Source organism: Streptomyces sp. NPDC007907, assembly GCF_042959365.1.
In the GTDB taxonomy this organism is placed as follows: Bacteria; Actinomycetota; Actinomycetes; order Streptomycetales; family Streptomycetaceae; genus Streptomyces; species Streptomyces indiaensis.
In genome coordinates this window covers 787,337-813,378 of record NZ_JBIBKR010000004.1, presented here as the reverse complement: position 1 = coordinate 813,378, position 26,042 = coordinate 787,337, and the positions used below count along the sequence as shown (strand labels likewise).

Annotated in this window: 27 protein-coding genes; 16 read left to right on the top strand and 11 right to left on the bottom strand. The window is 72.0% G+C overall.

The window, feature by feature from the left end; genetic code table 11:
- Positions 1 to 150 precede the first annotated feature (150 nt).
- Complete coding sequence (locus ACFZDI_RS19980; protein ID WP_234845300.1) at positions 151 to 291, top strand: hypothetical protein; 141 nt, start codon at positions 151 to 153, stop codon at positions 289 to 291.
- Between the two features lie 4 nt (positions 292 to 295).
- Positions 296 to 1,108 (top strand): hypothetical protein, encoded by an 813-nt coding sequence (locus ACFZDI_RS19975; protein ID WP_234845299.1) that lies wholly within the window; start codon positions 296 to 298, stop codon positions 1,106 to 1,108.
- A 27-nt stretch (positions 1,109 to 1,135) separates the two neighbouring features.
- Here ACFZDI_RS19975 and ACFZDI_RS19970 read toward each other — a convergent pair whose 3' ends face one another.
- The gene (locus tag ACFZDI_RS19970; protein WP_391252082.1) at positions 1,136 to 2,371 is read right to left on the bottom strand and encodes a cytochrome P450; all 1,236 of its coding nucleotides are present in this window, start codon (positions 2,369 to 2,371) and stop codon (positions 1,136 to 1,138) included.
- A gap of 218 nt (positions 2,372 to 2,589) precedes the next feature.
- Here ACFZDI_RS19970 and ACFZDI_RS19965 point away from each other — a divergent pair, with 218 nt between their 5' ends.
- Positions 2,590 to 3,759 (top strand): steroid 3-ketoacyl-CoA thiolase, encoded by a 1,170-nt coding sequence (locus tag ACFZDI_RS19965; RefSeq protein ID WP_391252080.1) that lies wholly within the window; start codon positions 2,590 to 2,592, stop codon positions 3,757 to 3,759.
- Here ACFZDI_RS19965 and ACFZDI_RS19960 read toward each other — a convergent pair.
- Both ACFZDI_RS19960 and ACFZDI_RS19955 read right to left on the bottom strand, forming a co-directional pair.
- The gene (locus ACFZDI_RS19960; RefSeq protein ID WP_391252078.1) at positions 3,743 to 3,937 is read right to left on the bottom strand and encodes a DUF397 domain-containing protein; all 195 of its coding nucleotides are present in this window, start codon (positions 3,935 to 3,937) and stop codon (positions 3,743 to 3,745) included. The genes ACFZDI_RS19965 and ACFZDI_RS19960 overlap by 17 nt on opposite strands.
- Entirely contained in the window at positions 3,906 to 4,745 is an 840-nt protein-coding gene (locus ACFZDI_RS19955) for a Scr1 family TA system antitoxin-like transcriptional regulator (protein ID WP_391252076.1), read from the bottom strand. The genes ACFZDI_RS19960 and ACFZDI_RS19955 overlap by 32 nt, the downstream gene beginning before the upstream one ends.
- Positions 4,746 to 4,838: 93 nt before the next feature.
- Between ACFZDI_RS19955 and ACFZDI_RS19950 the strand changes: the two genes are divergently transcribed.
- Complete coding sequence (locus ACFZDI_RS19950; RefSeq protein ID WP_391252074.1) at positions 4,839 to 5,249, top strand: ATP-binding protein; 411 nt, start codon at positions 4,839 to 4,841, stop codon at positions 5,247 to 5,249.
- Positions 5,250 to 5,510: 261 nt separating this feature from the next.
- Here the strand turns inward: ACFZDI_RS19950 and ACFZDI_RS19945 are convergent, their stop codons facing one another.
- On the bottom strand, positions 5,511 to 7,562 hold the full coding sequence (locus ACFZDI_RS19945) for a phosphatase PAP2 family protein (protein ID WP_391252072.1): 2,052 nt from the start codon (positions 7,560 to 7,562) through the stop codon (positions 5,511 to 5,513).
- A gap of 372 nt (positions 7,563 to 7,934) precedes the next feature.
- On the opposite strand from ACFZDI_RS19945, the gene proP reads away from it, so the two are divergent.
- Positions 7,935 to 9,320, top strand: a complete 1,386-nt coding sequence (gene proP, locus ACFZDI_RS19940) for a glycine betaine/L-proline transporter ProP (RefSeq protein ID WP_234845292.1) — start codon at positions 7,935 to 7,937, stop codon at positions 9,318 to 9,320.
- 89 nt (positions 9,321 to 9,409) lie between these two features.
- A complete protein-coding gene (locus ACFZDI_RS19935) occupies positions 9,410 to 10,081 on the top strand; it encodes an O-methyltransferase (RefSeq protein ID WP_361119080.1) in 672 nt (223 codons plus the stop codon).
- 35 nt (positions 10,082 to 10,116) lie between these two features.
- Here the strand turns inward: ACFZDI_RS19935 and ACFZDI_RS19930 are convergent, their stop codons facing one another.
- A complete protein-coding gene (locus tag ACFZDI_RS19930) occupies positions 10,117 to 10,509 on the bottom strand; it encodes an FHA domain-containing protein (protein ID WP_190898339.1) in 393 nt (130 codons plus the stop codon).
- A gap of 106 nt (positions 10,510 to 10,615) precedes the next feature.
- Here ACFZDI_RS19930 and ACFZDI_RS19925 point away from each other — a divergent pair, with 106 nt between their 5' ends.
- Positions 10,616 to 11,023 carry a DnaJ family domain-containing protein gene (locus tag ACFZDI_RS19925; RefSeq protein ID WP_391252070.1) on the top strand — a complete coding sequence of 136 codons (408 nt, stop codon included), beginning with the start codon at positions 10,616 to 10,618 and terminating at the stop codon, positions 11,021 to 11,023.
- Between the two features lie 42 nt (positions 11,024 to 11,065).
- Here ACFZDI_RS19925 and ACFZDI_RS19920 read toward each other — a convergent pair whose 3' ends face one another.
- On the bottom strand, positions 11,066 to 11,710 hold the full coding sequence (locus ACFZDI_RS19920) for a hypothetical protein (protein WP_391252068.1): 645 nt from the start codon (positions 11,708 to 11,710) through the stop codon (positions 11,066 to 11,068).
- A 4-nt stretch (positions 11,711 to 11,714) separates the two neighbouring features.
- Positions 11,715 to 12,398, bottom strand: a complete 684-nt coding sequence (locus ACFZDI_RS19915; protein WP_234845288.1) for a hypothetical protein — start codon at positions 12,396 to 12,398, stop codon at positions 11,715 to 11,717.
- Between the two features lie 160 nt (positions 12,399 to 12,558).
- On the opposite strand from ACFZDI_RS19915, the gene ACFZDI_RS19910 reads away from it, so the two are divergent.
- A complete protein-coding gene (locus ACFZDI_RS19910) occupies positions 12,559 to 13,059 on the top strand; it encodes a GNAT family N-acetyltransferase (protein ID WP_391252066.1) in 501 nt (166 codons plus the stop codon).
- A 2-nt stretch (positions 13,060 to 13,061) separates the two neighbouring features.
- Here the strand turns inward: ACFZDI_RS19910 and ACFZDI_RS19905 are convergent, their stop codons facing one another.
- A complete protein-coding gene (locus ACFZDI_RS19905) occupies positions 13,062 to 15,113 on the bottom strand; it encodes a DHA2 family efflux MFS transporter permease subunit (protein WP_391252064.1) in 2,052 nt (683 codons plus the stop codon).
- Between the two features lie 159 nt (positions 15,114 to 15,272).
- On the opposite strand from ACFZDI_RS19905, the gene ACFZDI_RS19900 reads away from it, so the two are divergent.
- Complete coding sequence (locus ACFZDI_RS19900) at positions 15,273 to 16,676, top strand: peptidoglycan-binding protein (RefSeq protein WP_391252062.1); 1,404 nt, start codon at positions 15,273 to 15,275, stop codon at positions 16,674 to 16,676.
- A gap of 247 nt (positions 16,677 to 16,923) precedes the next feature.
- Here ACFZDI_RS19900 and ACFZDI_RS19895 read toward each other — a convergent pair whose 3' ends face one another.
- The gene (locus ACFZDI_RS19895) at positions 16,924 to 17,586 is read right to left on the bottom strand and encodes an HAD-IA family hydrolase (protein ID WP_234845285.1); all 663 of its coding nucleotides are present in this window, start codon (positions 17,584 to 17,586) and stop codon (positions 16,924 to 16,926) included.
- 208 nt (positions 17,587 to 17,794) lie between these two features.
- Positions 17,795 to 18,376: a TMEM165/GDT1 family protein gene (locus ACFZDI_RS19890; protein WP_234845284.1), complete on the bottom strand. Its 582-nt coding sequence runs from the start codon at positions 18,374 to 18,376 to the stop codon at positions 17,795 to 17,797.
- Between the two features lie 388 nt (positions 18,377 to 18,764).
- Here ACFZDI_RS19890 and ACFZDI_RS19885 point away from each other — a divergent pair, with 388 nt between their 5' ends.
- The 5 genes from ACFZDI_RS19885 (at position 18,765) to ACFZDI_RS19865 (ending at position 24,206) form a co-directional block, all read left to right on the top strand.
- Positions 18,765 to 19,409, top strand: coding sequence for an HNH endonuclease family protein (locus tag ACFZDI_RS19885; RefSeq protein WP_234845283.1), 645 nt, complete (start codon positions 18,765 to 18,767; stop codon positions 19,407 to 19,409).
- 77 nt (positions 19,410 to 19,486) lie between these two features.
- A complete protein-coding gene (locus ACFZDI_RS19880) occupies positions 19,487 to 21,124 on the top strand; it encodes an alkaline phosphatase D family protein (protein ID WP_234845282.1) in 1,638 nt (545 codons plus the stop codon).
- A gap of 359 nt (positions 21,125 to 21,483) precedes the next feature.
- Positions 21,484 to 21,936: a DoxX family protein gene (locus ACFZDI_RS19875; RefSeq protein WP_234845281.1), complete on the top strand. Its 453-nt coding sequence runs from the start codon at positions 21,484 to 21,486 to the stop codon at positions 21,934 to 21,936.
- Positions 21,937 to 22,195: 259 nt separating this feature from the next.
- Entirely contained in the window at positions 22,196 to 22,792 is a 597-nt protein-coding gene (locus tag ACFZDI_RS19870) for a VTT domain-containing protein (protein WP_391252058.1), read from the top strand.
- A gap of 127 nt (positions 22,793 to 22,919) precedes the next feature.
- Positions 22,920 to 24,206 carry a DUF5933 domain-containing protein gene (locus ACFZDI_RS19865; RefSeq protein WP_391252056.1) on the top strand — a complete coding sequence of 429 codons (1,287 nt, stop codon included), beginning with the start codon at positions 22,920 to 22,922 and terminating at the stop codon, positions 24,204 to 24,206.
- A gap of 199 nt (positions 24,207 to 24,405) precedes the next feature.
- On the opposite strand, the gene ACFZDI_RS19860 is transcribed toward ACFZDI_RS19865, so the two are convergent.
- Positions 24,406 to 24,636: a DUF2277 family protein gene (locus ACFZDI_RS19860; protein WP_391252054.1), complete on the bottom strand. Its 231-nt coding sequence runs from the start codon at positions 24,634 to 24,636 to the stop codon at positions 24,406 to 24,408.
- Between the two features lie 102 nt (positions 24,637 to 24,738).
- On the opposite strand from ACFZDI_RS19860, the gene ACFZDI_RS19855 reads away from it, so the two are divergent.
- Together ACFZDI_RS19855 and ACFZDI_RS19850 are read left to right on the top strand one after the other, a co-directional pair.
- Positions 24,739 to 25,635, top strand: a complete 897-nt coding sequence (locus ACFZDI_RS19855) for a 2-dehydropantoate 2-reductase (protein ID WP_391252052.1) — start codon at positions 24,739 to 24,741, stop codon at positions 25,633 to 25,635.
- A gap of 51 nt (positions 25,636 to 25,686) precedes the next feature.
- The gene (locus ACFZDI_RS19850; protein WP_361119056.1) at positions 25,687 to 26,040 is read left to right on the top strand and encodes a hypothetical protein; all 354 of its coding nucleotides are present in this window, start codon (positions 25,687 to 25,689) and stop codon (positions 26,038 to 26,040) included.
- Positions 26,041 to 26,042: the final 2 nt, after the last annotated feature.

The following is a 26,042-nucleotide window of genomic DNA, read 5'->3' as shown; positions in this document are numbered from 1 at the left end:
CCCTGGCCATGGCCGGTGCCGGAACTCCCTCCGGATGGCCGCGGACGGCTCCGCCGGAACATGATGATCGCCCAGCGGTCGCCGCCGACCACGCACCGGCCGACCAGCGACTCGACACCTGTCGAGCGACGATCATCCAGGGGGACCCTCATGCCCGCTTCTCATCTGCTCCGTGGCCTGTTCGCACTTCTCGCCGCCGCCCTCGTCCTCGGGGGCGTGCAGTGCGCCGCGGACACCGAGACCGCGACCCGGGCCGTCGTGACCAGCGGCGACTCACTGATCTGGGGCTGACCGGGTGGCCAGACCGAGCATCGCCGTCGTCGCACCGCTGACCGGGCCGCGCACGGACTGGGGAGCGGCCCTCCTCGGCCAGCTGGAACGGATCCGAAGGGCCCGCCCGGACGCCGCCGAGTGGCACGTCTACGACGAGGCGCCGGAGGTCGCCCGGACCGTGGTCTGCGCCGGACACGCGGCGGTCGTCGGCCACAGCGACACGGAGGGCGCCCGCAGGGCCCTGCCGGTGTACCGAGCCGCCCGGCTCCCCTGTCTGCTTCCCTTCGTCAGGGCCGGGGCGCCCGCGCTGAGCTGGGCACCGGACGGGGACGTGCTGGCCCGCCGGATCGTGGAGGCGGCGACGGCCCTCGGCGTGAGCGCGCTCGCCGTCGCCCCGGACGAGGAACCCCGCTGGCGCGCGCTCGGGCGCTCGGTCGTCGAGGAGGCCGGCAAAGCGGGGCTCGCGCCGGGCCCCGGTGGCGCGCTGGCGGTGCTGGCGCCGCAGGACCGGTTCGCGCGCTTCCTCAGGGGTACGGGTCCCGTCCTCACGCCGACGGACTGTGGGCTGGTCTCGTTCGCTCACCTGCGCCGGGCGGCATCGGACCGCGAGGTGTGGGCCGTCCACCCCCAGACGTGCGCGGTACGCCGCGCCAGAGCCGCTCTCACGGCACTCGCGCAGGCCGTGGCCGAGGATCACGCACCGCGCGGAACGGCACTGGCGGACGCCGTACGGGCGCGTTCGGGCATCCTGCTCACCGCCGAAGGAGCCCCCCTGGGCGACGGCTGGCTGATCTCCCGGCTGCCGTGGATGTGCTCGGCGAGAACGCCGCTGTGAACTCGGCCCCACCGGCGGGGTCCTCCCTCAACCGATGCTCACCGGCAGCTCCTTCACCCCGTTGATCCACGCCGACCGCAGGCGCCGTGGATCCCCGACGAGCCTCAGCCCGGGCATGGCGTCGGCGATCGCGTTGAAGATGAGGTTGATCTCCAGGACGGCGAGGGACTTGCCCAGACAGTAGTGCGGACCGCCGCCGCCGAAGCCGAGGTGCGGGTTGGGGTCGCGGGTGACGTCGAAGGTGTCCGGGTCGTCGAAGACCTCGGGATCGTGGTTGGCCGAGGCGTAGAACAGCCCCAGCCGGTCGCCCTCGCGGATGCGCTTGCCACCGAGTTCGGTGTCCTGCGTGGCGGTGCGCTGGAAGGCCGCGACGGGCGTCGCCCAGCGCACGATCTCCTCCGCCGCCGTGTCCGGGCGGTCGCTCTTGTACAGCTCCCACTGGTCCGGGTGGGTGAGGAAGGCGTGCATGCCGTGGGTGATGGCGTTGCGGGTGGTCTCGTTGCCGGCGACGGCCAGCATCAGGACGAAGAAGCCGAACTCGTCGGAGCTGAGGTTGCCCTCGTCCTCCGCCGCGACGAGCTGCGTGACGATGTCGTGGGCCGGGCACTGCTTGCGGTCGGCGGCCATGTTCATCGCGTAGGCGATGATCTCCGTGGCCGACTCGGCGCCGACCTCCTCGGTGATGGCGTACTCGGGATCGTCATACGCGATCATCTTGTTGGACCAGTCGAAGATCTTGTCCCGGTCCTCCTGGGGGACGCCCATCAGCTCGGCGATCGCCTGGAGGGGCAGTTCGCAGGCGACCTGGGTGACGAAGTCGAACGGCCCGGTGTGCGCGCGGGCGCTGTCGACGATGGAGTGGGCCCGCGCCCGCAGCCTGCCCTCCAGCGCCCGGATCGCCCGGGGCGTGAAGCCGCGCTGCACGATCTGCCGGACCCGGGTGTGCTCCGGCGGGTCCATGTTGAGCAGGATCAGCCGCTGCGCGTCGATGGCGTCGCGCTCGATGTGCTCGTTGAAGCGGATGATCGCCGTGTTGAGGGACGACGAGAACAACTCCGGGTGCGTGGAGACGTACTTGACGTCGGAATGCCGGGTGACCGCCCAGTAGCCCTCGTCCTGGAAGCCGGCGAGACCGGCCGGCTGCGGCACCCAGCAGACGGGTTCGGCGCGGCGCAGCTCGGCGAACTCCGGCAGGGGCACCCGGTGGTGCAGCAGGTCGGGGTCGGTGAAGTCGAACCCCTCGGGCAGCGCGGGACAGGGCATGGGCGGCTCCCACCACTCGTACCGACTCATCGGTCTGACGGCCCATCAGCTGTGCGGAGTTGCGGCGACGGTAGTAACGGGTTCTACAAGTAGCAAGAGGCACGGGCCTGCCAATTGCCCGCACGACTATTGCGGTCATCGAGTGGCCCTCAGCACACTGCATGCAGAACTAGAACGCGTACTAGTTCCGCTGAGCCTCCCGGAGAGGACCCGCACCCATGGCTGCCGAACCCGTGATCGTCGAAGCCGTACGCACCCCCATCGGCAAGCGCGGCGGCGCGCTCGCCAACCTCCACCCCGGCTACCTCCTGGGCGAGACCTACCGCGAACTCCTGGGCCGTACCGGCATCCCCGCCGACTGCGTCGAGCAGATCGTCGGCGGTACGGTCACCCACGCCGGCGAGCAGTCCATGAACCCCGCGCGCACGGCCTGGCTGGCCATGGGGCTCCCGTACGAGACGGCCGCGACGACCGTGGACGCGCAGTGCGGGTCCTCCCAGCAGGCCTCGCACATGGTGGCCAACATGGTCGCGGCGGGCGTGATCGACGTCGGCATCTCCTGCGGGGTGGAGTCGATGTCCCGGGTGCCGCTGGGGTCGGGCTCGAAGCACGGGCCGGGCAAGCCGTTCCCCGACGAGTGGAACGTGGACCTGCCGAACCAGTTCGAGGCGGCCGAGCGGATCGCCCGGCACCGGGGCCTGACCCGCGACGACGTCGACGCGCTGGGCCTCGCCTCCCAGGAACGGGCCGCGCACGCCTGGGCGGAGGAGCGCTTCAAACGGGAGACGTTCGCAGTCCAGGTCCCCACCACCGAGGAGGAGCAGCACGCCGGGCAGGGCATGTGGCGCCTGGTCGACAAGGACGAGGGCCTGCGCGACACGACGGCGGAGGCGCTGGCCGCGCTGAAGCCGATCATGCCGACGGCGGTGCACACGGCCGGCAACTCGTCCCAGATCTCCGACGGGGCGGCGGCGATCATGTGGGCGTCGAAGCGGATGACCCGGGCGCTGAAGCTGCGGCCCCGGGCCCGGATCGTGACCCAGGCGCTGGTGGGCTCCGACCCGCACTTCCACCTCGACGGCCCGATCGACGCGACCAACGCGGTGCTGGGCAAGGCCGGGATGTCGTTGAAGGACATCGACCTCGTGGAGATCAACGAGGCGTTCGCGTCCGTGGTGCTGAGCTGGGCGCGGGTCTTCGACCAGGACCTGTCGAAGGTCAACGTCAACGGCGGCGCGATCGCGCTCGGGCACCCGGTGGGAGCGACCGGGGCCCGGCTCATCACGACGGCACTTCACGAACTGGAGCGCGCGGACAAGGAGTTCGCGCTGATCACCATGTGTGCGGGGGGCGGTTTGGCCACCGGCACGATCATTCAGCGGTTGTAGACGTCCAGTTGACGAAGGCGGTGAAGGCGGCGGGATCGAGGGTGAGGATCGGTCCCGCCGGGGTCTTGGAGTCGCGCACAGCGATGATGGCAGAGGTTTCGGCGACCTCTACACAATCACCGCCTTGGTCACCGCTGTAGCTGGACTTACGCCACAGGATCCCCGCCGTGCTGGCCATAGCGTTCCTCCATTACGCGCCGGATCAACTCCGCCGAGTCCTTGAGGGAAAGCGCGGCGGCACGAAGATGATCGTAACGGAGCGAGCAGTCCTTGACGGTGTCCGGGTTTGCGGTCGGATGCCCGCTGCCATACCCCTCGGTATAGACAATGTCCGGGTCGCGTTCGAATCGGTAGAGGTTGAATGCGCCTTCAAGCCCGACGTGCGCACCGGCCGAGAACGGGAGCACCTGGATGTTGATCCGGGAGTTGCGCTCGAAAGCCAACAGGTGGCCCAGTTGACCCCGCATGGTTTCAGCACCGCCGATTTCCTGGTGCAGCGCCGCCTCGCTAAGGACCATCCACAGGACCGGGGGCATCTCCTTCTCGAAGATGCGCTGGCGGGCCAGCCGTACGGCAGTGCGATCATCCAGGTCGGTCTGATCCAGCACTCCGAGGACGGCACGGGCGTATGAGCGTGCCTGCAGGAGCCCGTGCACCACGTGGGTCTGGAACGTGCAGATCTCCAGAGCCCTGCCCTCCAGCTCCGCCACCTGCTGGAACCACGCCGGAAGCCGACTCCGCAACACCAACTCGACGAGGCGGGAGAACATTCCGTCCGTGCCCAGCGCCGCATCCGCCCGTTCGCTGAACTCCGGCGTCGGAAGCTTCCGGGCCGTCTCGATCTGGCCCACCAGGGAGCCGGTGTAGTTGAGGATGTCCCCCAGCTGCCGCTGCGTCAGCCCGGCGGCCTCCCGGTGCCGCCGCAGCTCGAAACCGTAGTAGTCGAGCGGCGACGCACCCGGGTCGAGGGAGTTGATGTGGGTCACGACGAAAGCCCCTCTCGCGCAACGCGGTCCACAACGGAACCGGTTGTATTCGTTCCGTAGCCGAGGGTAGTCACCGCACGTCAGCCTCGTCTCGTGAACGAATACATTCCGGCCCAGTACGCGATGCGTCTGACTGTCGGCGCGCACGCCCCCCGGCACATCCGCCGCATCGTCCGCTCCTTCCTGGACGAGTGGCACATGCCCGAGCTGTCGGACGCCGTGGAGCTGGGCGTGACGGAACTGCTCGCCAACGTCGTACGCCACGTCCCGGACCGCCGCTGCGCACTACTGCTGCTGCGGCAGCGCACCGGCGTACGCGTGGAGGTCACGGACGGCAGCGATGAACTGCCGCGCATCCCGCAGGTGTCGGACACGGAGGCGGAGAACGGCCGCGGCCTCCTCCTGCTGGACGCGATGACCGACAAGTGGGGAGTGTCGCCGTGGTCCGGGGGCGGGAAGACCGTGTGGTTCGAATGCGGAGGCGATGTCGTCTCCTTGAAGTGAACAGTGCTGCTGAACTCGGGGGACGAGTGCGATGGCGCGGATGGTCGGTGTGCACGGGGTGGGGAAGTGGCGGCTCCGCCGACACGCCCTGCCGATCTGGGACCCGGAGCACCGCACGACCCTCGACGTCATCCGTCTGCCCGGCCCGTGCAGCGCCGTCTCCTTCAGCGACGACGGCCTGCCGCCTGCGCCTTCGGCGACGACCTCGGCGTGTTCACCCCGGGGGTGAAAGTCCGGCCCCGTCATGTCGCCCGTAGCGGATCACCTGGGCGTACGGTCCCTCCGCCGGTCCTCCGCCCCGCTGCCGAGCACGGCGGCCGTCGTCACCGTGCGTGCCCGTGGCCCCTGAAGGACGTACGTGAGGGCGAAGCCCGCCGCCACCACCGCCGCTCCCCCGGCCGCGTCCAGCACCCAGTGGTTGCCGGTCGCGACGATCGAGAGCGCGGTGAGCAGCGGATGCAGCAGGCCCAGCGCCTTGATCCACCACCGGGACGCCAGGACCGCGATGACCAGGCCGCACCACAGCGCCCAGCCGAAGTGCAGGGACGGCATGGCCGCGTACTGGTTGGTGAGGGCCGTGAGCGTGCCGTAGTCGGGCCGGGAGAAGTCCTGCGTGCCGTGCACGGTGTCGATGAAGCCCAGCGTCGGCATCAGCCGGGGCGGGGCCAGGGGGTAGAGCCAGAAGCCCACCAGGGCCAGCAGCGTGGCGAATCCCAGGGCGGAGCGGGCCCAGCGGTAGTCGCCGGGGCGGCGCCAATAGAGGACCGCCAGGACGGCCAGCGGGACCACGAAGTGGAGGGACGTGTAGTAGAAGTCGAGGAAGTCCCGCAGCCAGTCGACCGTGACGACGGTGTGGTTGAGCCGGCGCTCGACGTCGATACGGAGGGCGCGTTCGACGTCGTAGACCTGCATGCCGTGCTCCTCGGCCTCGGCGCGCCCGGCCGAGTTGCTCCCCCCGGTGGCGGCGAGCCGGATCTGGGAGTAGGCGGCGTAGGTGACGCGCAGCAGGAGCAGTTCGAGCAGGAGGTTGGGCCGGCTGAGGACCCTCCGCAGGAACGGCACCAGCGGCACGTGCCGGAAGCGGGCCGGGGCGACGGGCGCGGGGGCGGGCGGTGCCGGTGACCGGTAGGCGGGCGAGGAACGGGACAGGAACGGCACGGCCGTGGCGGCGGCGAGCGCGCCCAGCAGGACGAGGTTGTCACGCAGCGGCCGGAGGAACGCCATGTCCGGCAGCAGCATCCGGGCCGGCAGGGTCATGACCAGGACGACGGCGACCGGCCAGACGTAGCGGTCCGAGGCGCGGGTGCCGGCCCGGCCGACGATCGCGAGCAGCACCCACAGCAGCTGGTGCTCCCACGCCGTGGGCGAGACGACGATCGCGGCACAGCCGGTGATCGCGACGGCGAGCAGCAGCTGGCCGTCGTCGAAGTACCGCACGGCCCGGCGCAGCGCCAGGACGACGACGGTCGCGCCGAGCACCAGGAAGAGCGCGATCTCCACGGGGCCGTCCGGGCCGAGCCGGAGCAGGGCGCCGTGCAGGGACTGGTTGGCGAGGTCGTCGGCCCGCCCACCGAGGCCGGCGCCCGCGAGGTGGTGGACCCAGTAGCGAGAGGAGTCGTGCGGCATCGCGGCCCAGGCGAGCCCGGTGCCGGCGGCGAAGGTGACGCCCGTGGCGAGCGCGGCGCGTCTGCGGCCGGTGCACCACAACAGCGGCGCGAACAGCAGCAGGGTGGGCTGGAGCGCCGCCGCGACGCCGATGAGCAGCCCGCTGGTCCGCTGGCCGCGAGCGGTGAAGCAGCCGAGCAGGACCAGCAGGACCGGGATGATGCTGGTCTGGCCCAGCGACAGGGTGCTGCGGACGGGCAAGGACAGCATCAGCAGGCTGACGGCGACCGGGGCGGCCAGAAGGGCCGTACGGCGGCTGACCGGCTGGGGCAGGGCGCGAGCGACGATCAGGCCGAGGGCGACGACGAGCAGCAGCGTGCCGAAGGTCCATCCCCAGCCGAGCGCCTGTTCGGCCGAACGGGTGAGGGGTTTGAGGACGAGGCCTCCGAAGGGCGTGCCCGTGAACCGGGTGGAGTCGTAGAGCGAGCCGTTCACGTGCAGCACGCCGTTCGGGCCGACCCAGGTCTCCAGGTCCGTGAGCCGCTCACCGCGTGGGGTGGCGAGGACGGCGGCCACCTGCCGGGCGGCGAGGAGGGCGGCGATCAGCCACAGCCCGAGGCGGGCGGCGCGCAGGCGTGTGCGGACCCCGTCGGCGGCCGTCGCTCCGACGCCCTCCGCCGGTCGTCCGCCGTGATCCGCATTCGCCACGCCTCATCGGCCTTCCGCAGCAGTACGTCCCACATGTCCAGAATGCGGTGATATCTCCCACGAACCCTATGGGGAGCGGGCACCCCCGGGGAAGAAGGCGCGGCAAACGCGAGACGGAAGGCACGACAGGCACGGAACGGCTGATGGTCACCCTGCGACGGAAGCGACAAGGGCCACAGGAAGATCACATGAGAAGCGGTTGCGAGCGGGCGGAAGCGCCAGTACAGCGACGGTTTACGTGCAGCCTGCAACGACTTCCGTACCGCCCGTAAGCGGAGCAAAGCCGCCTATCGTCGCCCTTTCGGGCCCGTACGACAGCGCCGCCGCGCGGGACCGCGTCCCTGTCCCCGTCGAAAGGTAGGCGAGTCAGCCTTGTCGACTGCCTCAGTCGTCGCCCCCGGTTCCCTCGTGAAGTCCCGCACAGCGAAGACCCCCGACCCCACCGTCACCGACCCCGCGCTCGTCAGGCGCGCCGTGAAGGCGGCCGCGCTGGGCAACGCGATGGAATGGTTCGACTTCGGCGTCTACAGCTATATCGCCGTCACCCTCGGCAAGGTCTTCTTCCCCTCGGGCAACCCCACCGCCCAGCTGCTGTCCACCTTCGGCGCCTTTGCCGCGGCCTTCCTGGTCCGCCCCCTCGGCGGCATGGTCTTCGGCCCGCTCGGCGACCGCGTCGGCCGCCAGAAGGTCCTCGCCCTCACCATGATCATGATGGCGGCGGGCACCTTCGCGATCGGTCTGATCCCGTCGTACGCGACGATCGGTGTCGGCGCGCCGATCCTGCTCCTGGTCGCCCGGCTCGTGCAGGGCTTCTCCACCGGCGGTGAGTACGCGGGTGCCTCCACCTTCATCGCCGAGTACGCCCCCGACAAGCGGCGCGGCTTCCTCGGCAGCTGGCTGGAGTTCGGCACGCTCGCCGGTTACATCGGCGGCGCCGGCCTGGTCACGATCATGACCGCCCTGCTCTCCGCCGACGACCTGACCTCATGGGGCTGGCGCATCCCGTTTCTGATCGCGGGCCCGATGGGCATCATCGGCCTCTACCTGCGGATGCGCCTGGAGGAGACCCCGGCGTTCGCGGCCGAGGCGGAGAAGGCCGAGAACAACCGCCCGAAGACGCCGCTGCGCGAGATGGTCGCGGGCCAGTGGCGCGCGCTGCTGCTCTGCGTCGGCCTGGTGCTGGTCTTCAACGTCACCGACTACATGCTGCTGTCGTACATGCCGAGCTACCTGACCGGCCAGCTCCACTACGACGAGACGCACGGTCTGCTGGTCGTCCTCGCCGTGATGGCCGTGATGATGGTCGCCCAGCCGTTCGTCGGAGCGCTGACCGACCGGGTCGGCCGCCGTCCGGTGATCGCCACCGGGTGCGCGGGCTTCCTGCTGCTGTCCGTCCCGGCCCTGCTGCTGATCCGCGAGGGCAGCCTGCTCGCCGTCGCGCTCGGCATGGGCGCCCTCGGCCTGCTGCTGGTCTGCTTCACCGCGTCGATGCCCTCGGCACTGCCGGCGCTGTTCCCGACGAAGGTCCGCTACGGCTCGCTGTCGATCGGCTTCAACGTCTCGGTGTCCCTGTTCGGCGGCACGACGCCGCTGGTGGTCACCGCCCTGATCGGCGCGACCGGGAACATGATGATGCCCGCCTACTACATGATGGCGGCGGCCGTCGTCGGCGGATTCGCGGTGTGGCGCATGGCGGAGTCAGCGGGGCGTCCGCTGCCCGGTTCGGCGCCCTCGGTGGCGGGTCGACACGCCGAGTGAAAACCCGCTGACAGCGTCGCGCGCACCAACTATCTTCGTCAGCGCCAGTAGTTAGGGATGCTAACTATGCCGACGAAAGGTAGAGGTGCATGAGCGAGTCGCACGTCTGGGACGAGGTCGACGCCTACTTCACCGCCCACCTCGCCCCCGACGACGAAGCCCTGGCGGCCGCCCTGCGGGACAGCGACGCCGCCGGGCTTCCGCACATCAACGTCGCCGGGAACCAGGGCAAGCTGCTCCAGCTCCTGGCCCAGATCCAGGGCGCCCGGCACATCCTGGAGATCGGCACGCTCGGCGGCTACAGCACCATCTGGCTGGGGCGGGCCCTGCCCGCCGACGGGCGGCTGGTCTCCCTGGAGTACGACCCCCGGCACGCCGAGGTCGCCGTCCGCAACATCGCCCGCGCCGGCCTGGACAAGCAGGTCGAAGTGCGGGTGGGCCCGGCCCTGGAGTCGCTGCCCAAGCTGGCCGACGAGAACCCGCCCCCGTTCGACCTGGTCTTCATCGACGCCGACAAGGCCAACAACCCGCACTACGTGGAGTGGGCGGTCAAGCTCACCAGCACGGGCAGCCTGATCGTCCTCGACAACGTCGTACGGGGCGGCCGGGTCGTCGACGCGGACAGCACCGCCCCGGACGTGACGGGCACCCGCGCGGCGATCGAGCTGATCGCCGGTCATCCGAGGCTGAGCGGCACCGCGATCCAGACGGTGGGGATGAAGGGCTACGACGGGTTCGCGCTGGCACGCGTGCTGGCGTGAGGCCCGCCGCGATCCGGCCGGACTTGTGAGACCTGTCAGACCTCGTGGTAGAAGCCCACGTTGACGCTGCGCGGGGCGGTGCGGTCCTGGATGATGATCTCGCCGCTGCCGCCCCTGGGCAGCGGGACCGTGCCGCCGTAGGCGAGCGGCTGGACGTACTCCCCCATGGTCAGCCGCACCTCGGAGGACGGGTCGGGCTGGGAGCCGCGCAGCCAGGTGAGCTGCCAGGTGCCGTCCGGACCGCACAGGAACTCCAGGTGGACGCGGGAGACGAACAGCCAGTCGTCCGGCGTGCTCAGCCGGCACACCGACTTGTCGCGGCCCACCCGCAGCACCGCGCCCGGCTCGCTGGGCGCGTCGGCCATGAGCATGCCGGCCGTGGCGCCCGCCTCCGCCTCCGCGACGGTGGCCATGGTGAGTTCGAGCACGTGCGCTCCTTCTGAGAAGTCCCGGGCCGTCCCCGGGGGCCAGACAGGTTCCTGGCCCGCCGCATGATAAAACGCCCGGCTGCGCGGTGTCCGGCACAATGGCCTCATGACCGAGCGAAAGCCACCGGGCGTCGGCTTCGAGTCCTGGGTCGACAAGCAGATCCGTGACGCGGAGACACGCGGGGAGTTCGACCGGCTGCCGGGCGCGGGCGAACCGCTCCCCCGCGACATCGAGAGCACCTACGACGAACTGTGGTGGGTCAAGCGGAAGATGGCCCGCGAGGGCTTCTCCGTCCTCCCGCCGACGCTGGCCCTGCGCAAGGAGGCGGAGGACGCGCTTCAGGCCGCGCTCGCGGCCCCGTCGGAGCGGATCGTGCGGAAGATCATCGACGAGGTCAACGTCAAGATCCGCGAGATGATGTTCAAGCCGCCGCCCGGGCCCCCGCTGGAAAAGAAGCCGTACGACGTCGAGGACGTCGTACGGCAGTGGCGGGAGCGCCGGGCGGATCGCTGAGCGGTTCGCCGACCGGATCGCCGACCGGGGCAATCGCCCCGGTCACACGTGCAGCAGCCGTTCGGCCAGCTCGCGGTAGTCCTTCAGGGCCAGCCGCAGCTGCTCGGTGTCGGCCGACGACACGGCCCTGCTCTCGCCGCCCTCGACGGACTGCCAGGAGTGGCGCAGGGTGCGACGGCGCTGCGTGACGGCCTCGGTGAAGCGGGCCGCGATCTCCTCCAGGACGTGGTCGGCCTCCTCGACGGCGGTCCTGGGCCCGTCGACGAACCCGGCGACGGCGTGCTGCAGCTGCCCGCCGAGCTTGTCGCACTCCTCGTCGGCGAGGAGGTGGGCCCGGTGCTTGGCGGAACCGGCCTTGTCGGAGCCGGTGCCGTGGTCGCCGCGCGGCGCTCCGGACCCCAGCCGGTCCGTGTCGTGCCGGTCGGTGAGGTGCCGGTCCGTGTCATGCCGGTCCGTGTCGTACGGGTCGGTGAGACGCCGGTCCGCGTCGTGCCGGTCGATGTCGGGCCGGTCCGCGCGCCGGTCGGTGCCGGGCACATCGGTGACGGGCACATCGGTGCCGTGCGCCGCGGCGCGGTCCGCGTCGGTGCCGGGCGGGACGTGGCGGCCGGTGCCCAGGGCGCTCTCGCCGCGGGCGTCAGGGGTGTCCGGCGTCTGGCCGCCGGACGGTCGGGTCATGTCGGTCATTGCCTCAACTCTCCTTCGCCTGACGTCGGTTCATCGCCCACGGCAGGTGCCCGCCGCGGGTCGGGGCCTTGCGGCCGCCGTTCGCTGCGGCGCGCTCGCGACCGCTGTCGTGCCGGCCGCCGTCGTCGTGGCGGGCCGGCTTCACCAGTTCCTCGAACAGGGCACGGGCCGCCACGAAGGCCTCACGCATGTCTTCCGTACCCTGGCCGCCGTCACGGGCGTCCTCCGCGCGCAGGTGCGCCGCACGGTGCACGCGCCGGTAGCCGTCGACGTGGTGGGCGTGGTGCACGGACAGCGCGGACAGCTGTTCCTCGTACTGCCCGCCGTCCGGGAAGCCCCGGGCGCCGGCGACCTCGGCGAGCAGCCGGTCCGCCTCGGCGACGGCATCGCGCGGCGAGTCGACGAACCGTTCCTGGGCGGCCGTCCAGCGCGCCTCGAACTGCTCGCGCTGCGCCGGCTCCAGCGGCCGCCGGCGCAGGTCGCCGTGGCGCTGCACGCGCTCGGTCAGCTCGCGCTCGGCCGCTTTGGCGTCACCGTCGTGCCGGGCGACGGCCCGCTCGTACTCGGGTCCGAAGCGCCGCTTCAGACCGGGGCCCTGCCGAGGGCCACGGGCACGCAGGGTCATGACGGCCGCGATGATGACGACCGCCGCGATCACGATCAGAGCAATGATCAGGCCAGTGGACATGAATGCCTTCCGGGTTCTCGGCCCAACCGGCCCTCCTCGCGGACCGGTTCACTCATCGGGTAGCCCCGAAGTCCGTCTCCAAACGGTGTTCGGCCGTATCCGGGGCGCATACGGTGGCCGGAACTATTCGGTTGCGTGTCCGACGGGGCGCCTGCGGAGAATGCGTTTCGTGATGTGGACCGTGACGCCGGAACCGTTCGACTCCCCTGCCGCCGCCGCGCTGTGGCGGGCGTACTACACCGAGGTCAGCGACCGCTGGTACCTGCTGCACGACGGGCGCCGGACCGACCCGGCCGAGCTGGAGCGGGAGATCGCCGCCCGGAGCGGTGCCGAACTGGCCCCGCCGCGCGGGCGGCTGCTCGTCGCCCGGTACGACGGTGAGCCGGCCGGCAGCGCGGGCGTGCGCATGCTGGACGACACGACCGCCGAGCTGACGCGGGTCTTCCTGTACGAGCCGATGCGCGGCCGGGGCGGTGCCCCGCTCCTGGTCGCCGCCGCCGAGGACACCGCCCGCGCGCTCGGCGCCACCCGGATGATCCTCGACACCCGCGGCGACCTCGTCGAGGCCCGCACCCTCTACGCCCGCCTCGGCTACACGGAGACCGAGCCGCACAACGACGACCGTTACGCGGAACACTGGTTCAGCAAGAAGCTGACCTGACCTCAGGTGCGCTCCTCCACGGACCGCACGCGGTAGGGCCGTTCGCGTCGTGATCCGCAGAGTTCGCCGGTCAGTTCCCGTACGAGATGCTCCAGGTCGGCCGGCCGGTCCGGTCCCCACCAGTCGCCGAGCAGCTCGGCGAGGGACTCCTCGCGGGCGGCCGCCAACCGCGCGGCGACCTCGCGTCCCTCGTCGGTGAGGACCATGTCGACGCCCCGGCGCACGGCCAGGCGGCGTTCCTCGGCCTGCCGGGCAGCCTCCATGATCACGGTCAGCGGCACGGGCATGGTGTCGGCGAGCACGCCCGGCTCCACCGAGCCGTGGCGCCGCATCCGCAGCAGCAGCCAGCTCGTCGCGGGCAGCAGGTCGTAGCCCGCCCGGACGGTGATCCGGCGGTAGACCTCGCGCCGCCCCGCGCGGGTGCCGAGCACCGACAGCGCGCGGCACACCTCGTCGTACGAGGACCGCTGCACCGGGTTGCTGGCGAGGGTCTCGGTGGCGTCGGGGGCGGTGACCGAGCCGCGCAGCCGGTCCTCCTTCAGGAACCAGGCCAGGACGAAGCCGAGGAGCGCGACGGGGGCGGCGTACAGGAAGACGTCCGTGATGGACACGGAGTAGGCGTGCAGGGCCGGCGGGCGCAGCTCGGACGGCAGGGCGGCGATGCCGCGCGGGTCCGCCTCCAGCGTGTCCACGGAGGTGCCGGGCGGCAGCGTGGCGCCCCGGAACGCGTCGGTGAGCTGGTCGCCCAGCCGGCCCGCGAAGACCGTACCGAAGACGGAGACGCCGAACGCAGCGCCGATCGAGCGGAAGAAGGTCGCGCCGGAGGTGGCCACGCCCAGGTCCGCGTAGGGCACGGCGTTCTGCACGATGAGCACGAGGACCTGCATCACCAGGCCGAGTCCGAGGCCGAAGACGAAGAAGAAGCCGCTCAACTCGGCGGTGGAGCTGTGTTCGTCGAGTTGGTGGAGCAGGAGCAGCCCGAGCGTGGTGATGCCGGTTCCGGCGATCGGGAACACCTTCCATCGGCCGGTCCGGCTGACGATCTGCCCGGAGGCCGTCGACGCGAGCAGCAGGCCCAGCACCATCGGCAGCATGTGCACGCCCGACATGGTCGGACTGATGCCCTGCACGACCTGGAGGAAGGTCGGCAGGTAGGTCATGGCACCGAACATGGCGAACCCGACGACGAAACTGATCACGGCGGCGAGCGTGAAGGTCCGCACGCGGAACAGCCGGAGCGGCAGGACGGGTTCGGCGGCCCGCCGCTCGACGGCGACGAAGGCGACGGCGAGGACGGCACCGAGGACCGCGAGTCCGACGATCTGCCAGGACCCCCACGCCCAGGTCGTCCCGCCGAGCGAGGCGACCAGCACCAGGCAGGTGGCGACGGCGGCGATGAGGAGGGTGCCGAGGTAGTCGATGACGTGACGCTGTGACGTGCGCGGGAGGTGCAGGACCGTCGCGATCACGGCGAGCGCGACGACGCCGACGGGCAGATTGACGTAGAACACCCAGCGCCAGCTCAGGTGTTGGGTGAACAGACCGCCGAGCAGCGGTCCGAGCACGCTGGTCGCGCCGAAGACGGCTCCGAACAGCCCCTGGTAGCGGCCGCGTTCGCGCGGGGGCACCAGGTCGCCGACGATCGCCATCGACAGCACGATCAGTCCGCCGCCGCCCAGCCCCTGAAGGGCGCGGAACGCGATCAGCTGGGCCATGTCCTGTGCGGCGCCGCACAGCGCGGATCCGACCAGGAAGATCACGATCGCCGTCTGGAAGAGCCGCTTGCGCCCGTACTGGTCGCCGAGCTTGCCCCACAGGGGGGTGGCGGCGGTCGCGGCCAGCAGGTACGCGGTGACCACCCAGGACAGATGGTCCAGCCCGCCGAGATCGCTGACGATCGTGGGCAGCGCGGTGGACACGATGGTCTGGTCGAGGGCGGCGAGCAGCATGCCGAGGAGCAGCGCTCCGATGGAGACCAGGACGTTTCCGGGCACCTGCTCCCGGAGGGCCACGCCCTGGGGCGTCAGCGTGGTGGCGTTCCCGTCCTCGGCCATCCGACCTCCCGCGTCCGCTGTGACATTTTCCATCGTGACCGCTGTGACCTGTTATGGCCCGCCGGGACCTTTTGGAAGCGGTGGTTCCGGGGGCTCGTCCACGACGCTGTGGAGAAGATCTGGATAATCTCTGGAGTTCGCGAGGGGAGGGAGGAACGCGTGGAACCGCCGAACGGTCACCCGTGCCCGGAGTGCGGCGCGCCCAGACAGCGGGACAACACCCCCACCTGCGCCTGCACCCACCGCGCCGCCGAGGCCCTGCGCGACGCCCGCACGACCCAGGCAGCGGCAGCGGAGGACTTCGACCCGTTGCGCATTCGCCCGTACGTGGAAATCGACGCGGGGAAGGCCACCGGTGGGCAGGCCGCCGACGGGCAGGCCTCCGACGGGCGAGCCGACTCGCCCACGGCACCCCCGCAGCCCTCCGCTGCGGCAGACAGGTCGGCGCAGGCCCGTGCCGCCGCCAACCGGCCGCCCGGAAGCGGCGCGGAGGCACGAGCCGCCGCCGACGCCCCGCCGGGGCAGAGGGCCACTGCCGACCGGGCCGCCGAGCCCTCGGCCGCCGGCCCTCCGGATCGGGCCGCCGCAGCGGACGTGACGGCACCCGTCCCGCACGCCGATGCCGTACACCGCGGGAGCGCCGACCGGTCGGCTCCCCGGGCCACCGCCCCGCACCCCGAGGCCGCACCCCCCGCGAGCGGCGCCCCGCCGGCCTCCCCCGCCGACGTCACCGCGCCGCTGCCGGCCGTCGACCCGGGCGCGACCGCCGTACTGCCGGCCGCTTCCGGCACCTCCGGCAGCGCCGGCACCTCCGCCGCCCCCGCGGTCCCGGCTCCCCTGGCCTCCGTCGCGACCGAGCCGAGCGTCACCGACCTGCGGATGTTCGACGGCGCCGGCGGGACGGACCGCGGCGCACCCGAGCCCCGCGAGAGCGGCAAGCGTCGGCCGCGCCGCCGCGGCACCCTTCTGGTCGCCGCCGCCGGAGCCTGTGTCGCCGTCGTCGCGGCGGCCGGGTACGCGACCGGGCTGTTCTCCTACGAGAACCCGTCCCGGGACACCGCCCTGCCGGACGACATCAGGGCGAGCGTGCCGGACGCCCCGTCGAGCAGCGCGGCGCCCACCACTCCGGCGGGCAGCGCCACGGCGGTCGGGCCGGCCCCGGCGGCACCCCGGCCGTCGCCCTCCCGCAGTGCGAGCCCGTCCGCCTCACCCTCGCCGTCCGCGCCGAGCGCCTCGGCGAGCCCGTCCCAGTCGCCCTCCCCGTCGGCGCCGCGGACATCGGCACCGGCGACCGGTGGCGACCAGGCTCCCCCGGAGAACTCCCGGCAGAAGGGCGGCCCCACCGTCCTGCGCCTCGGCGACCGCGGGCCGGAGGTCACCGAACTCCAGTTGCGTCTGCGTCAGTTGAACCTGTACATCGACGACGCCGACGGCACCTTCGACGACCGCGTCGAGGACGCGGTCCGCACCTACCAGTGGTCACGCGGCATCCGGGACGACGACCTCGGCGTGTACGACGCGGAGACCCGGAACAAGCTGGAGTCGGAAACCCGGGAGCCATGACGGCCGGGGCCGCCACGGCTCCCACACCGACGCCACGGCCACCGGCGACAGTGTTTCCGCTCGCACTCGCGTGACGCTCACGCGCAGCAAGGACGAGCCGGACGACTCGATGAGCCGGACGACCCCGTGGACGGGACGACCCCATGAGCCGGACGACCCCATGAGCCGGACGCCTCGATAAGCGGGACGCCCCCATGAGCCCAGCGCCCGGCCTCAGCCGGACGTCGGCCTCAGCCAGGCATCGGCCTCAGCCGATGTGCAGGCGGATCGTCCCGTCGCCCGCGGCATGCTCCACCCGCACCTGGGTGAGGTCCTCGACCACCACGTCCGGCTCGTGCGCCGCGGCCCGGGGCCCGATCCCGACCACCGTCATCCCGGCGGCGCGGCCGGCCGCTATCCCCGCTCCGGAGTCCTCGAACACCACGCAGTCCGCGGGGGCGATCCCCAGCTCCGCGGCGCCCTTCAGGAATCCCTCGGGGTCGGGCTTGCTCGCGCCGACGGACTCCGCCGTCACCCGCACCCCGGGCAGTTCCAGCCCGGCCGCGGCCATCCGCGCCGTGGAGAGCGGCACGTCCGCGGAGGTCACCAGCGCGTGCGGCACCCCCCGCAGCGAGGCCAGGAACTCCGGCGCCCCGGGGATGGCGACGACACCCTCGGTGTCGGCGGTCTCCTCCGCGAGCATCCGGGCGTTGTCGGCGTGGTTCTGCTCCATCGGCCGGTCGGGCAGCAGCAGCGCCATGGAGGCGTAGCCCTGCCGGCCGTGGACGACCTTCATGACCTCGTCCCCGTCCAGCCCGTGGCGCTCGGCCCAGCGCCGCCAGACGCGCTCGACCGAGGCGTCGGAGTTGACGAGGGTGCCGTCCATGTCCAGCAGGAGGGCGCGGGCGGTGAGCACGGCGGTGGCCGTCATCGGCAGCTCCAAGGCTCGGGGCGCGTTCCAGCGCGGCAGAGGGGCTGACGGCGGATCGCGACCGGCACGCCCCGGGGGACAAGGCGGCCCCGCCCGCCGGTCAGGGAAAACGGGCGGGAGCCACTTTGTTCCCCCACGGTACAAAACAAGGGTGCCTTCGCGCCAGGGGCCCCCTGCGGACGTTCACCCACTGTTCAGCCCGCCCGGCTCAGCCGGTCACGGCCTCCCACAGGCTCCACAGCCCGAGCGCCAGCATCACCAGCGCCGCGATCTGCGTGATCAGCCGCAGCGGCACCTTCTTCATCAGCGCCTTCCCGCCGACGATGCCGAGTCCGGCCACGGCCCACAGGGCGAGCACCGCACCCAGACCGACGGAGAGCGGGTCGTCGTAGCGGGCGGCCAGGTTCGCGGTCATGATCTGGGTCAGGTCACCGAACTCGGCGACCAGGATGAGCATGAAGCCGGCGCCCGAGACCTTCCAGAAGGACTGGTTCTCGGGCTTGCGGACCTCTTCCTCCTCCTCGCCCTTCTTCAGCAGCAGCACCGCGGCACCGCCCAGGAACAGCACGCCCGTGAGGGCCTGCACGATCTGCTGCGGCAGCAGCGTGAGCACACTGCCGGCCGCGACGGCGAGCGCGACATGCAGCGCGAAGGCGGCGGCGACACCGGCGAAGACGTAGGAGGCGCGGTAGCGGGTGCCCAGGACGAGGCCGGCGAGAGCGGTCTTGTCCGGCAGTTCCGCGAGGAAGACGACGCCGAAGACGACGGCCGTGACGGTCAGGCTGATCAAGGGTGCCTCAATCGGTCGGGGCTGCCCCACCGAGAGTGCTGGACTTCGCACGCGACACCTCGGCACGGCAGCACACTCGGAACCCGTGCCGGGAGGCACGGGTGTGCACTGCTTAGCCGAAGGTCTCGCTGGCAGGTCCGGGAAAGGACCGGCCTCCGGGCGCCGGCTCAGGCGGGCTGAGCAGTATGTCGACGGTCCGGCGAAGAGCTACTCCCCTTCTGCGCCGTCCATGGTACGGGACGCGCCTGGAGGGAAAAGTTCCGCCTTGAATCTTGTCATGTCATGGCCGCGTCACTAACTTCTCACCGGGCGCACATCTGTGCGTCACACGGCAGCGCGAGCATTCCTTCGCTCGCAGCCAACGCCCCCCTCTCCCCAGGGAGTTCGCATGCCCAGGTTCTACGCGCGTCGACGTCTGAGCGTCGCCGCGGCGGCCACCGCGCTCATATCCTCCGTGGCCCTCTTCAACGCCCCCACGGCCTCCGCTGCCCTCCCCACCCCCGTGAGCGCCGCCACCGCCCGCACCTACCTCGCCTCGCTCACCGTGGCGCCCGAGGACCGCACCGGCTACGACCGCGACCTCTTCCCGCACTGGATCACCCAGTCCGGCGCCTGCAACACCCGCGAGGTCGTCCTCAAGCGCGACGGCACGAACGTCCAGCAGGACTCCTCCTGCGCCGCCACCAGCGGCAGCTGGTACTCCGTCTACGACGGCGCCACCTGGACCGCCGCCTCCGACCTGGACATCGACCACCTGGTCCCGCTGGCCGAGGCCTGGGACTCCGGCGCCGACGCCTGGACGACGTCCCGCCGCCAGTCGTTCGCCAACGACCTCACCCGCCCGCAGCTCATCGCGGTCACCGACAACGTCAACCAGGCCAAGGGCGACCAGGACCCGGCCACCTGGATGCCGTCCCGGACGGCGTACCGCTGCACCTACGTGCGCGCCTGGGTGCAGGTGAAGTACTACTACGGCCTCTCCGTCGACTCGGCCGAGAAGTCCGCGCTGACGAACCACCTCGCGAGCTGCTGACACGCTGAATCACGCCGGGACCTCCCCGCTGACCTCCGTCGCTGCGTACCGTACGGGGCGACGGAGAGGGGAACGACATGAGCGCACTGCGCCTCGGACCGCTGCTGAGGTACACCGACGGCTCGTCCGCCACCGTGTGGGTCGAGACGAGCCGTCCGTGCACCGCCGAGGTGCGCTGCGCCGACGGCGCCGGCGGCACGGCCGGCAGCTTCCAGATCGCGGGCCACCACTACGCCCTGGTCCCGGTGACGGGCCTCACGGCCGGCACGACCACGACCTACGAGGTGTTCCTCGACGGCACCCGGGTGTGGCCACTGGACGGTTCCCCCTTCCCGCCCTCGGCGATCCACGCCCCCGGCCCGGAGGGCGACTTCAACGTCGCCTTCGGCTCCTGCCGCTGGGCCTCCCCGCCGGCCGGCGGCGACGACCCCGTCGGCCCGGACGCCCTGGACGCCCTCGCCACCCGTCTCGCCGCCGACCCCGACGGCGAGCGGCCGCACGTGCTGCTGCTGCTCGGCGACCAGGTGTACGCAGACGAGACCTCCGACTCCACGCAGCGCTGGCTGGCGGGCCGCCGCGACCTGAAGGAGGGGCCGGGCAACGGGGTCGCGGACTACGAGGAGTACACCCACCTCTACTACGAGTCGTGGCTCGACCCGCGCATCCGCTGGCTGCTGTCCACCGTGCCCAGTTTCATGATCTTCGACGACCACGACGTGATCGACGACTGGAACACCTCCGCCTCCTGGCTCGCCGACATGCGCTCCACCGACTGGTGGCAGGAGCGGCTGCTGAGCGGCCTGATGTCGTACTGGGTCCACCAGCACCTGGGCAACCTCTCCCTGGAGGAGCTGGCGGCCGACCCGGTGTACGAGGCGGTGTGCAAGGTCCCCGACGGCACCGACGCGCTGCGCGACTTCGCCGCCCGGGCCGACGCCGACGCGGCCACGGCCCGCTGGAGCTACCGGCGCGACTTCGGGCGCGTACGCCTCGTGATGGTCGACAGCAGGGCCGCCCGGGTCCTGGCCGAGGACGAGCGCGCGATGCTCGACCCGGGCGAGGAGGCGTGGCTGCGCGAGCAGGTGCTGGACGGGCCCGACACCTACGACCACCTCCTGATCGGCACCTCGCTGCCCTGGCTGCTTCCGCACCTGGTGCACGACGCCGAGGGGTGGAACGCGGCGCTGTGCGGCGGTGAACGGGGCGAGCGCTGGGCACGGTTCGGGGAGAAGGTGCGGCGCGCGGCCGACCTGGAGCACTGGTCGGCGTTCCCCGCGTCCTTCGCCGGGCTGGCGGAGCTGATCGCCGAGGCGGGCTCGGGCCGGGACGCGCCGGCGACGGTGTGCGTGCTGTCCGGGGACGTGCACCACGCCTACATCGCCGAGCCCTCGTGGCCGGGCGCGGGCCCGGACGCCCGGGTGGTGCAGCTGGTCTGCTCCCCCGTGCACAACTCGGTCCCGCTGTCGATGCGGTTGGCCTTCCGCATCGGCTGGAGCGGGCTGGCACGGCGTCTCGGACGCGGCCTCGCCCGGCACGGCCGTCTCCCCCGGCCGCCGGTCGACTGGCGCAAGACGGGCGGCCCCTGGTTCGGCAACCAGCTCATGACCCTGACCATGCGCGGCCGCTCCGCCCGGCTGCGCCTGGAGCACGCCAAGACCCGCCAGGGGGCGGGCCCCCGCCTGACCACCCTGCTGGACACGGAACTGGCCCCGTAACCCGGCTGCTCCGCCTGCCCGTTGCGCCGTGAACCGTGTTCGTGCCGCCTGATGGTTCCTCAATGAGTTGCACGCACAAGACAGTTCACGGTCGGCATGCCGACAGAAGACAGGCACGGGACGGCCGCCAGGGGAGGTCGGCCGGGAGTGGATTCGGTCACTCTTTCGGGCGCGGACGCGGCGGCGAAAGCCGCTCCACGTGCGGCTGCGCCAGGGATTGCGTGCCATCGACGGGCAAAGGCGTGGCTAAATGTTGAACTTGCAAGCATCAATTAGGCACACCTAACGTGGGCTACTCCGCGGTATCCGTCCCCGACCGGCCTCCCCAGGGCCGGCCAACCGAAGGAGAGACCCCCCACATGACCGCTCGCCTCAACGGCGCCCAGCCGTACGCGCTCGGACTGTTCCGGATCGTGGTCGGCCTGCTGTTCGCCTGCCACGGCGCCGTCGCACTCTTCGGCGTCCTCGGCGGCGCGGACGGCAAGGGCGGCACCGCCCCGACCGGCGCCTGGCCCAACTGGTACGCGGCCGTGATCGAACTCGTCGGCGGCATCCTGGTGCTGCTGGGTCTCGGCACCCGCATCGCGGCGTTCATCTCCTCCGGCGCGATGGCGTACGCGTACTTCAAGGTCCACCAGCCCGAGGGGCTGTGGCCGATCGAGAACAGCGGCGAGGGCGCGGCCATGTACTGCTGGGCCATGTTCCTGCTGATCTTCACCGGTTCCGGCGCGTTCGGCCTGGACCGGCTGCTGTCCAAGCGCACCTCGGCGCAGGAGCGGCGCTCCGCCGACCAGACCCCCGTGGCCGCCTGAGCCGACCGAACCGCCGGACACGAGAGCGGCGCCTGCCCCTTCGCGGGCCGGCGCCGTTCTGTTCGCGGGTTCTGTTTGCATATCGCAGCAACTCAGGACAAGTCGCCGCGAGGTGAACAGTCCGCACCGAACGTATGAGCCCCCCGTGAACCGCCCGTCACCCCCCGGGCGTACGCTGTATGGCTGTCATGGCCACTCCTGCCGTCCCCCGCGCCATCGCGGCACGGTCTGGCCCACGGGGGAGTCACGGGGAGTCGCGGTGCTGGAGCAAGTGGGGTTGCCGATCGGCAGCCCGTGGATCTACGCGGTGGTGGCCTTGTCCGTCCTGCTCGACGTGTTCCTGCCGGTGCTGCCCAGCGGCGTCCTGGTGATCACGGCGGCCACGGCGGCGGCAGCGGGCACCGCGACCGACGTACCCGACATCCTCGCCCTGACGCTCTGCGCCGCCACCGCCTCCGTCCTCGGGGACCTGGCCGCCTACCGCCTCGCCTGGCGCGGCGGCGCCCGGCTGGACCGGGCGATATCCCGCTCCCGGCGGCTGACCACCGCACAGCAACGTCTCGGCGCGGCACTCGCCCGCGGCGGCGGCGCCCTCGTCGTCGTGGCCCGTTTCGCTCCCGCCGGCCGCTCGGTGGTCTCCCTCGGCGCGGGCGCCGCCCACCGCCGCGCCCGCGACTTCCTGCCCTGGTCGGCCCTGGCCGGCTTCACCTGGGCCGTCTACAGCGTCGCCCTCGGCTACTTCGGCGCCCACTGGCTGGGGGCGACCTGGCTGGCGACGGCGGTGTCGGTGGCGGCACTGTTCGGTGCCGGGGCGGGGGCTGCGTACCTGATGCGGCGCGAGCCGCGGACCTCGTAGACCGGCTCCGGCTCACCACCACGACCACCACGACCGGGAAGCGGCTGAGACATTGACGACGACGGCGTCGCGGGAAGCCTCTCGCACTGGACGGATCGCCTCCGCCGCGAAGCGGCACCCACGGACCGTGCTGTGGGCCGCGGCCGGCGTGCTCACGCTCGGATTCCTCGTCGCGCTCCAGATCGCCGCATACCGGCTCGGCATACCCGGTCCGATCACCACGCAGGCCCGCGAGGTCGTTTACGCCCCCAAGTCCGGGTTCCTGCTGTACGCCAGCCTCGCGCTGACGATGGTGGTGCTCACCTGGCGGCAACGGTTCCTCGCGCTCGGCACCGCGATCGGCATCGACGTCGTGTTCCTGCTGGTCCGCTGGGCGACCGGCACCTATCCCGACGAAGGCCACCCGTTCGGCAACGGCGCGCTGTGGGTGATCCTGGGCTGCGGGATCATCGCCCTCACCCGCCGCACCGGCCCGGAACGCCTCCTGATGCTGAAGGGTGTAGGGCTCGGCCTGCTGCTGGTGACCGGCCGCAAGACCGGGGACACCTGGCTGCTGATCACGTCGAAGACCCGCCCGGTCGTCCTCGACCCGTACATCGCCATGGCCGATCACGCGCTCGGCAACCCGTCGTGGCTGGCGGGCCGGCTCCTGAGGGCGAGCGGCCCGGTCGGCGAGCACGCCCTCGACTACGTCTACGCCCAGCTCGCGGTGGCCGCGGTCTGTGTGGCGCTGTACCAGCTGCGCAACGTGGCGGCCGAGCGGCGCTTCCCACGCCACCACCTGGTGCGGACGTTCCTGCTGATCGGCGTGCTCGGACCGGCCGTCTACATGATCTATCCCGTGGTCGGGCCGATGTTCGCCTACGGCCCCGAGGGCGGGCACTGGGCGGCGGCCGACCTTTGGCCCGACACGCTGCCGCCGGTCACCACCCCGTACGCGATGCCGTTCGACGGGATCACGCCGCGCAACTGCATGCCCAGCCTGCACACGGCGTGGGCCACGACGATCTTCATCCACTCCCGCAGAGGACCGCGCGCCCTGCGTCTGGCCGGCACGTTCTGGCTGATCGCCACCCTCGCCGCGACGCTGGGGTTCGGCTGGCACTACGGCGTGGACCTCATCGCCGGCGTGGTGTTCGCGTACACGGTCGAGGCGGCGCTGCGCACGTACGACCGCGGCTGGGACCGGGCCGGTCTGCGGCTGGTCGGCTACGGGACGGTCGTCTTCGCGGTGCTGCTGGCGTCCTACCGCTTCCTGCCCCTGGAGATGGCCGCGTACCCGTGGCTCTTCGCGCCGCTGCTCCTGCTGGCGATGGCGTCGGTGGTCCACGGCTACCGGCGGACGACCAGGCTGTGGGAGGCGCGGACCGTCCCCGCGCCACGCCCCGAGCCCCAGCCGGAGCCGGCGGTCTGAGCCCGCACGGCCGGGAGCGGGGCCGGCTGGCCGGCTAGTGCCGCGGCAGGCAACGTTTGCCCGTGAAGGAGCGGCGTCCGGTGCGTGCTCTCGGCGTGCCGGCCGGAAGCCCTCGTACTGGACGTACTTGGGCTTTCGGCCGGTGCGGCGAGAGGGCGTGCCGGGCGTCGCGACGGGGCGAACGTCGCCTGCCGCGGCACTAGCTCGCCTTCCGGGCCCCCGCGCCCCGGACCTCCAGGCCGTCCAGCAACTCGGCCGTCGCCTGCGTGATCGCTTCCACGGCGCGATCGAACACCTCCTGGTTGTGAGCGGCGGGGGCGCGGAAGCCCGACACCTTCCGCACGTACTGCAGGGCGGCAGCGCGCACGTCCGCCTCGGTGGCCTCTTCGGGCATCGCGGGCGGGCGCAGCGTCTTGATACTCCGGCACATGCCCCCAGTCTCACCCCTTCGCCCCTCGCACGACAGCGGCTCCTGCCATGATCGCTACGAGGCGGCCACCATCCCGGGGCCGACCGACGAGAGGAACCCCTCGTGGCGAACGAACTCACCGTGGCCGTCCTGGGCCCCGGCGGCGTGGGCGGTCTGCTCGCCGCCCTGCTCTCCCGCACCGGCCACCGCGTGATCTGCCTGTCCGGCGAGAAGACCGCCGAGACCCTGCGCACCGACGGCATCCGGGTCGACAGCGCCCGCTTCGGCGACTTCACGGCCCGCGTCGAGGCGGACACCGCGCTGCGGGAGCCGGTCGACGCGTGCCTGGTCACCGTCAAGCACACGGCCCTGGACGCCGCCCTGGCACGGGTGCCCGCGCCGGTGCTGTCCGACGGTCTCCTCGTGCCGTTTCTGAACGGTGTCGAGCATCCGGCGGCCCTGCGTGCCCGGTACCGGGCGGACCGTGTGGCCCCGGCCGTGATCCGCGTCGAGTCGACCCGTGTCGCTCCGGGCGTGATCGAACACGGCAGCCCCTTCGCGGAGATCGACCTGACCGGTACGGACGTGCCCCGGGCCCGCCTCGACGCCCTCGCCGGGGCCTTCGCCGAGGCCGGTCCGGCCACCCGTGTGCTGGAGGACGAGACGGCGGCCCTCTGGGCCAAGATGTCGTTCCTGGCGCCCTTCGCCCTGCTCACCACGCGGTACGGCCTCCCCCTCGGCGAGGTCCGCACCCGCCATCGTGAGGAGCTGACCGCCCTGGTGGAGGAGACGGCCGCGATCAGCCACGCGTGCGGCGGCCCGGCGGACCCGGCCCGTGCCCTCGCCCGCTACGACGCCTTCCCGCCGGCGACGAAGTCCTCCATGCAGCGCGACGCGGAGGCGGACCGGCCCCTCGAACTGGACGCCATCGGCGGAGCGTTGCTGCGCGCGGCCGAGCGGCACGGGATCCCCGCTCCGGTGACCGCGCGGGTGGTGAGCGAGGTGCGCCCGTTCGCATGAGCCCCAGGAAGGAACTCGCCTGCCATATTCGAACAGGCGTATCATTGAGGCGTGGCTGCGACCTACGACTTTCCGAGTGACCTCCTGGCCGGTCAGGAGGAACTCCATCAGGTCCGGGCCGAGCTGTCGGCCCTGCTGAAGCGGCTCCCGTGGTCGGTGGAGCCACTGGACGGCTTCAGTGACGACAACGGCTGGCGCAAGGTGGAACGGCCCGCCTCCCCCGGCTGGAGCGCCGACGAACAGGCCGAAGTGGAGAAGCTCAGGCGGCGCGAGCACGAGCTCGCGGTGTTCGTCAGCACCCACCGCTACTGGTCCGAACTCTCGGGCCCGGACCGGGTGACGGCCCGCTCGGACCTGAAGCACGCGCACGAGGCCCCGCCGGAGGAGACCGGCGGAGCCTCGTGACC

Coding starts and splice junctions, on each gene's coding strand:
- ACFZDI_RS19905 (WP_391252064.1), bottom strand. CDS start 15,113: ATGGCCGAGGACGGGAACGCCACCACGCTGACGCCCCAGGGCGTGGCC.
- ACFZDI_RS19965 (WP_391252080.1), top strand. CDS start 2,590: ATGGCTGCCGAACCCGTGATCGTCGAAGCCGTACGCACCCCCATCGGC.
- ACFZDI_RS19910 (WP_391252066.1), top strand. CDS start 12,559: ATGCGTTTCGTGATGTGGACCGTGACGCCGGAACCGTTCGACTCCCCT.
- ACFZDI_RS19980 (WP_234845300.1), top strand. CDS start 151: ATGCCCGCTTCTCATCTGCTCCGTGGCCTGTTCGCACTTCTCGCCGCC.
- ACFZDI_RS19970 (WP_391252082.1), bottom strand. CDS start 2,371: ATGCCCTGTCCCGCGCTGCCCGAGGGGTTCGACTTCACCGACCCCGAC.
- ACFZDI_RS19895 (WP_234845285.1), bottom strand. CDS start 17,586: ATGACGGCCACCGCCGTGCTCACCGCCCGCGCCCTCCTGCTGGACATG.
- ACFZDI_RS19925 (WP_391252070.1), top strand. CDS start 10,616: ATGACCGAGCGAAAGCCACCGGGCGTCGGCTTCGAGTCCTGGGTCGAC.
- ACFZDI_RS19860 (WP_391252054.1), bottom strand. CDS start 24,636: ATGTGCCGGAGTATCAAGACGCTGCGCCCGCCCGCGATGCCCGAAGAG.
- ACFZDI_RS19885 (WP_234845283.1), top strand. CDS start 18,765: ATGCCCAGGTTCTACGCGCGTCGACGTCTGAGCGTCGCCGCGGCGGCC.
- ACFZDI_RS19875 (WP_234845281.1), top strand. CDS start 21,484: ATGACCGCTCGCCTCAACGGCGCCCAGCCGTACGCGCTCGGACTGTTC.
- ACFZDI_RS19960 (WP_391252078.1), bottom strand. CDS start 3,937: ATGGCCAGCACGGCGGGGATCCTGTGGCGTAAGTCCAGCTACAGCGGT.
- ACFZDI_RS19915 (WP_234845288.1), bottom strand. CDS start 12,398: ATGTCCACTGGCCTGATCATTGCTCTGATCGTGATCGCGGCGGTCGTC.
- ACFZDI_RS19880 (WP_234845282.1), top strand. CDS start 19,487: ATGAGCGCACTGCGCCTCGGACCGCTGCTGAGGTACACCGACGGCTCG.
- ACFZDI_RS19920 (WP_391252068.1), bottom strand. CDS start 11,710: ATGACCGACATGACCCGACCGTCCGGCGGCCAGACGCCGGACACCCCT.
- ACFZDI_RS19935 (WP_361119080.1), top strand. CDS start 9,410: ATGAGCGAGTCGCACGTCTGGGACGAGGTCGACGCCTACTTCACCGCC.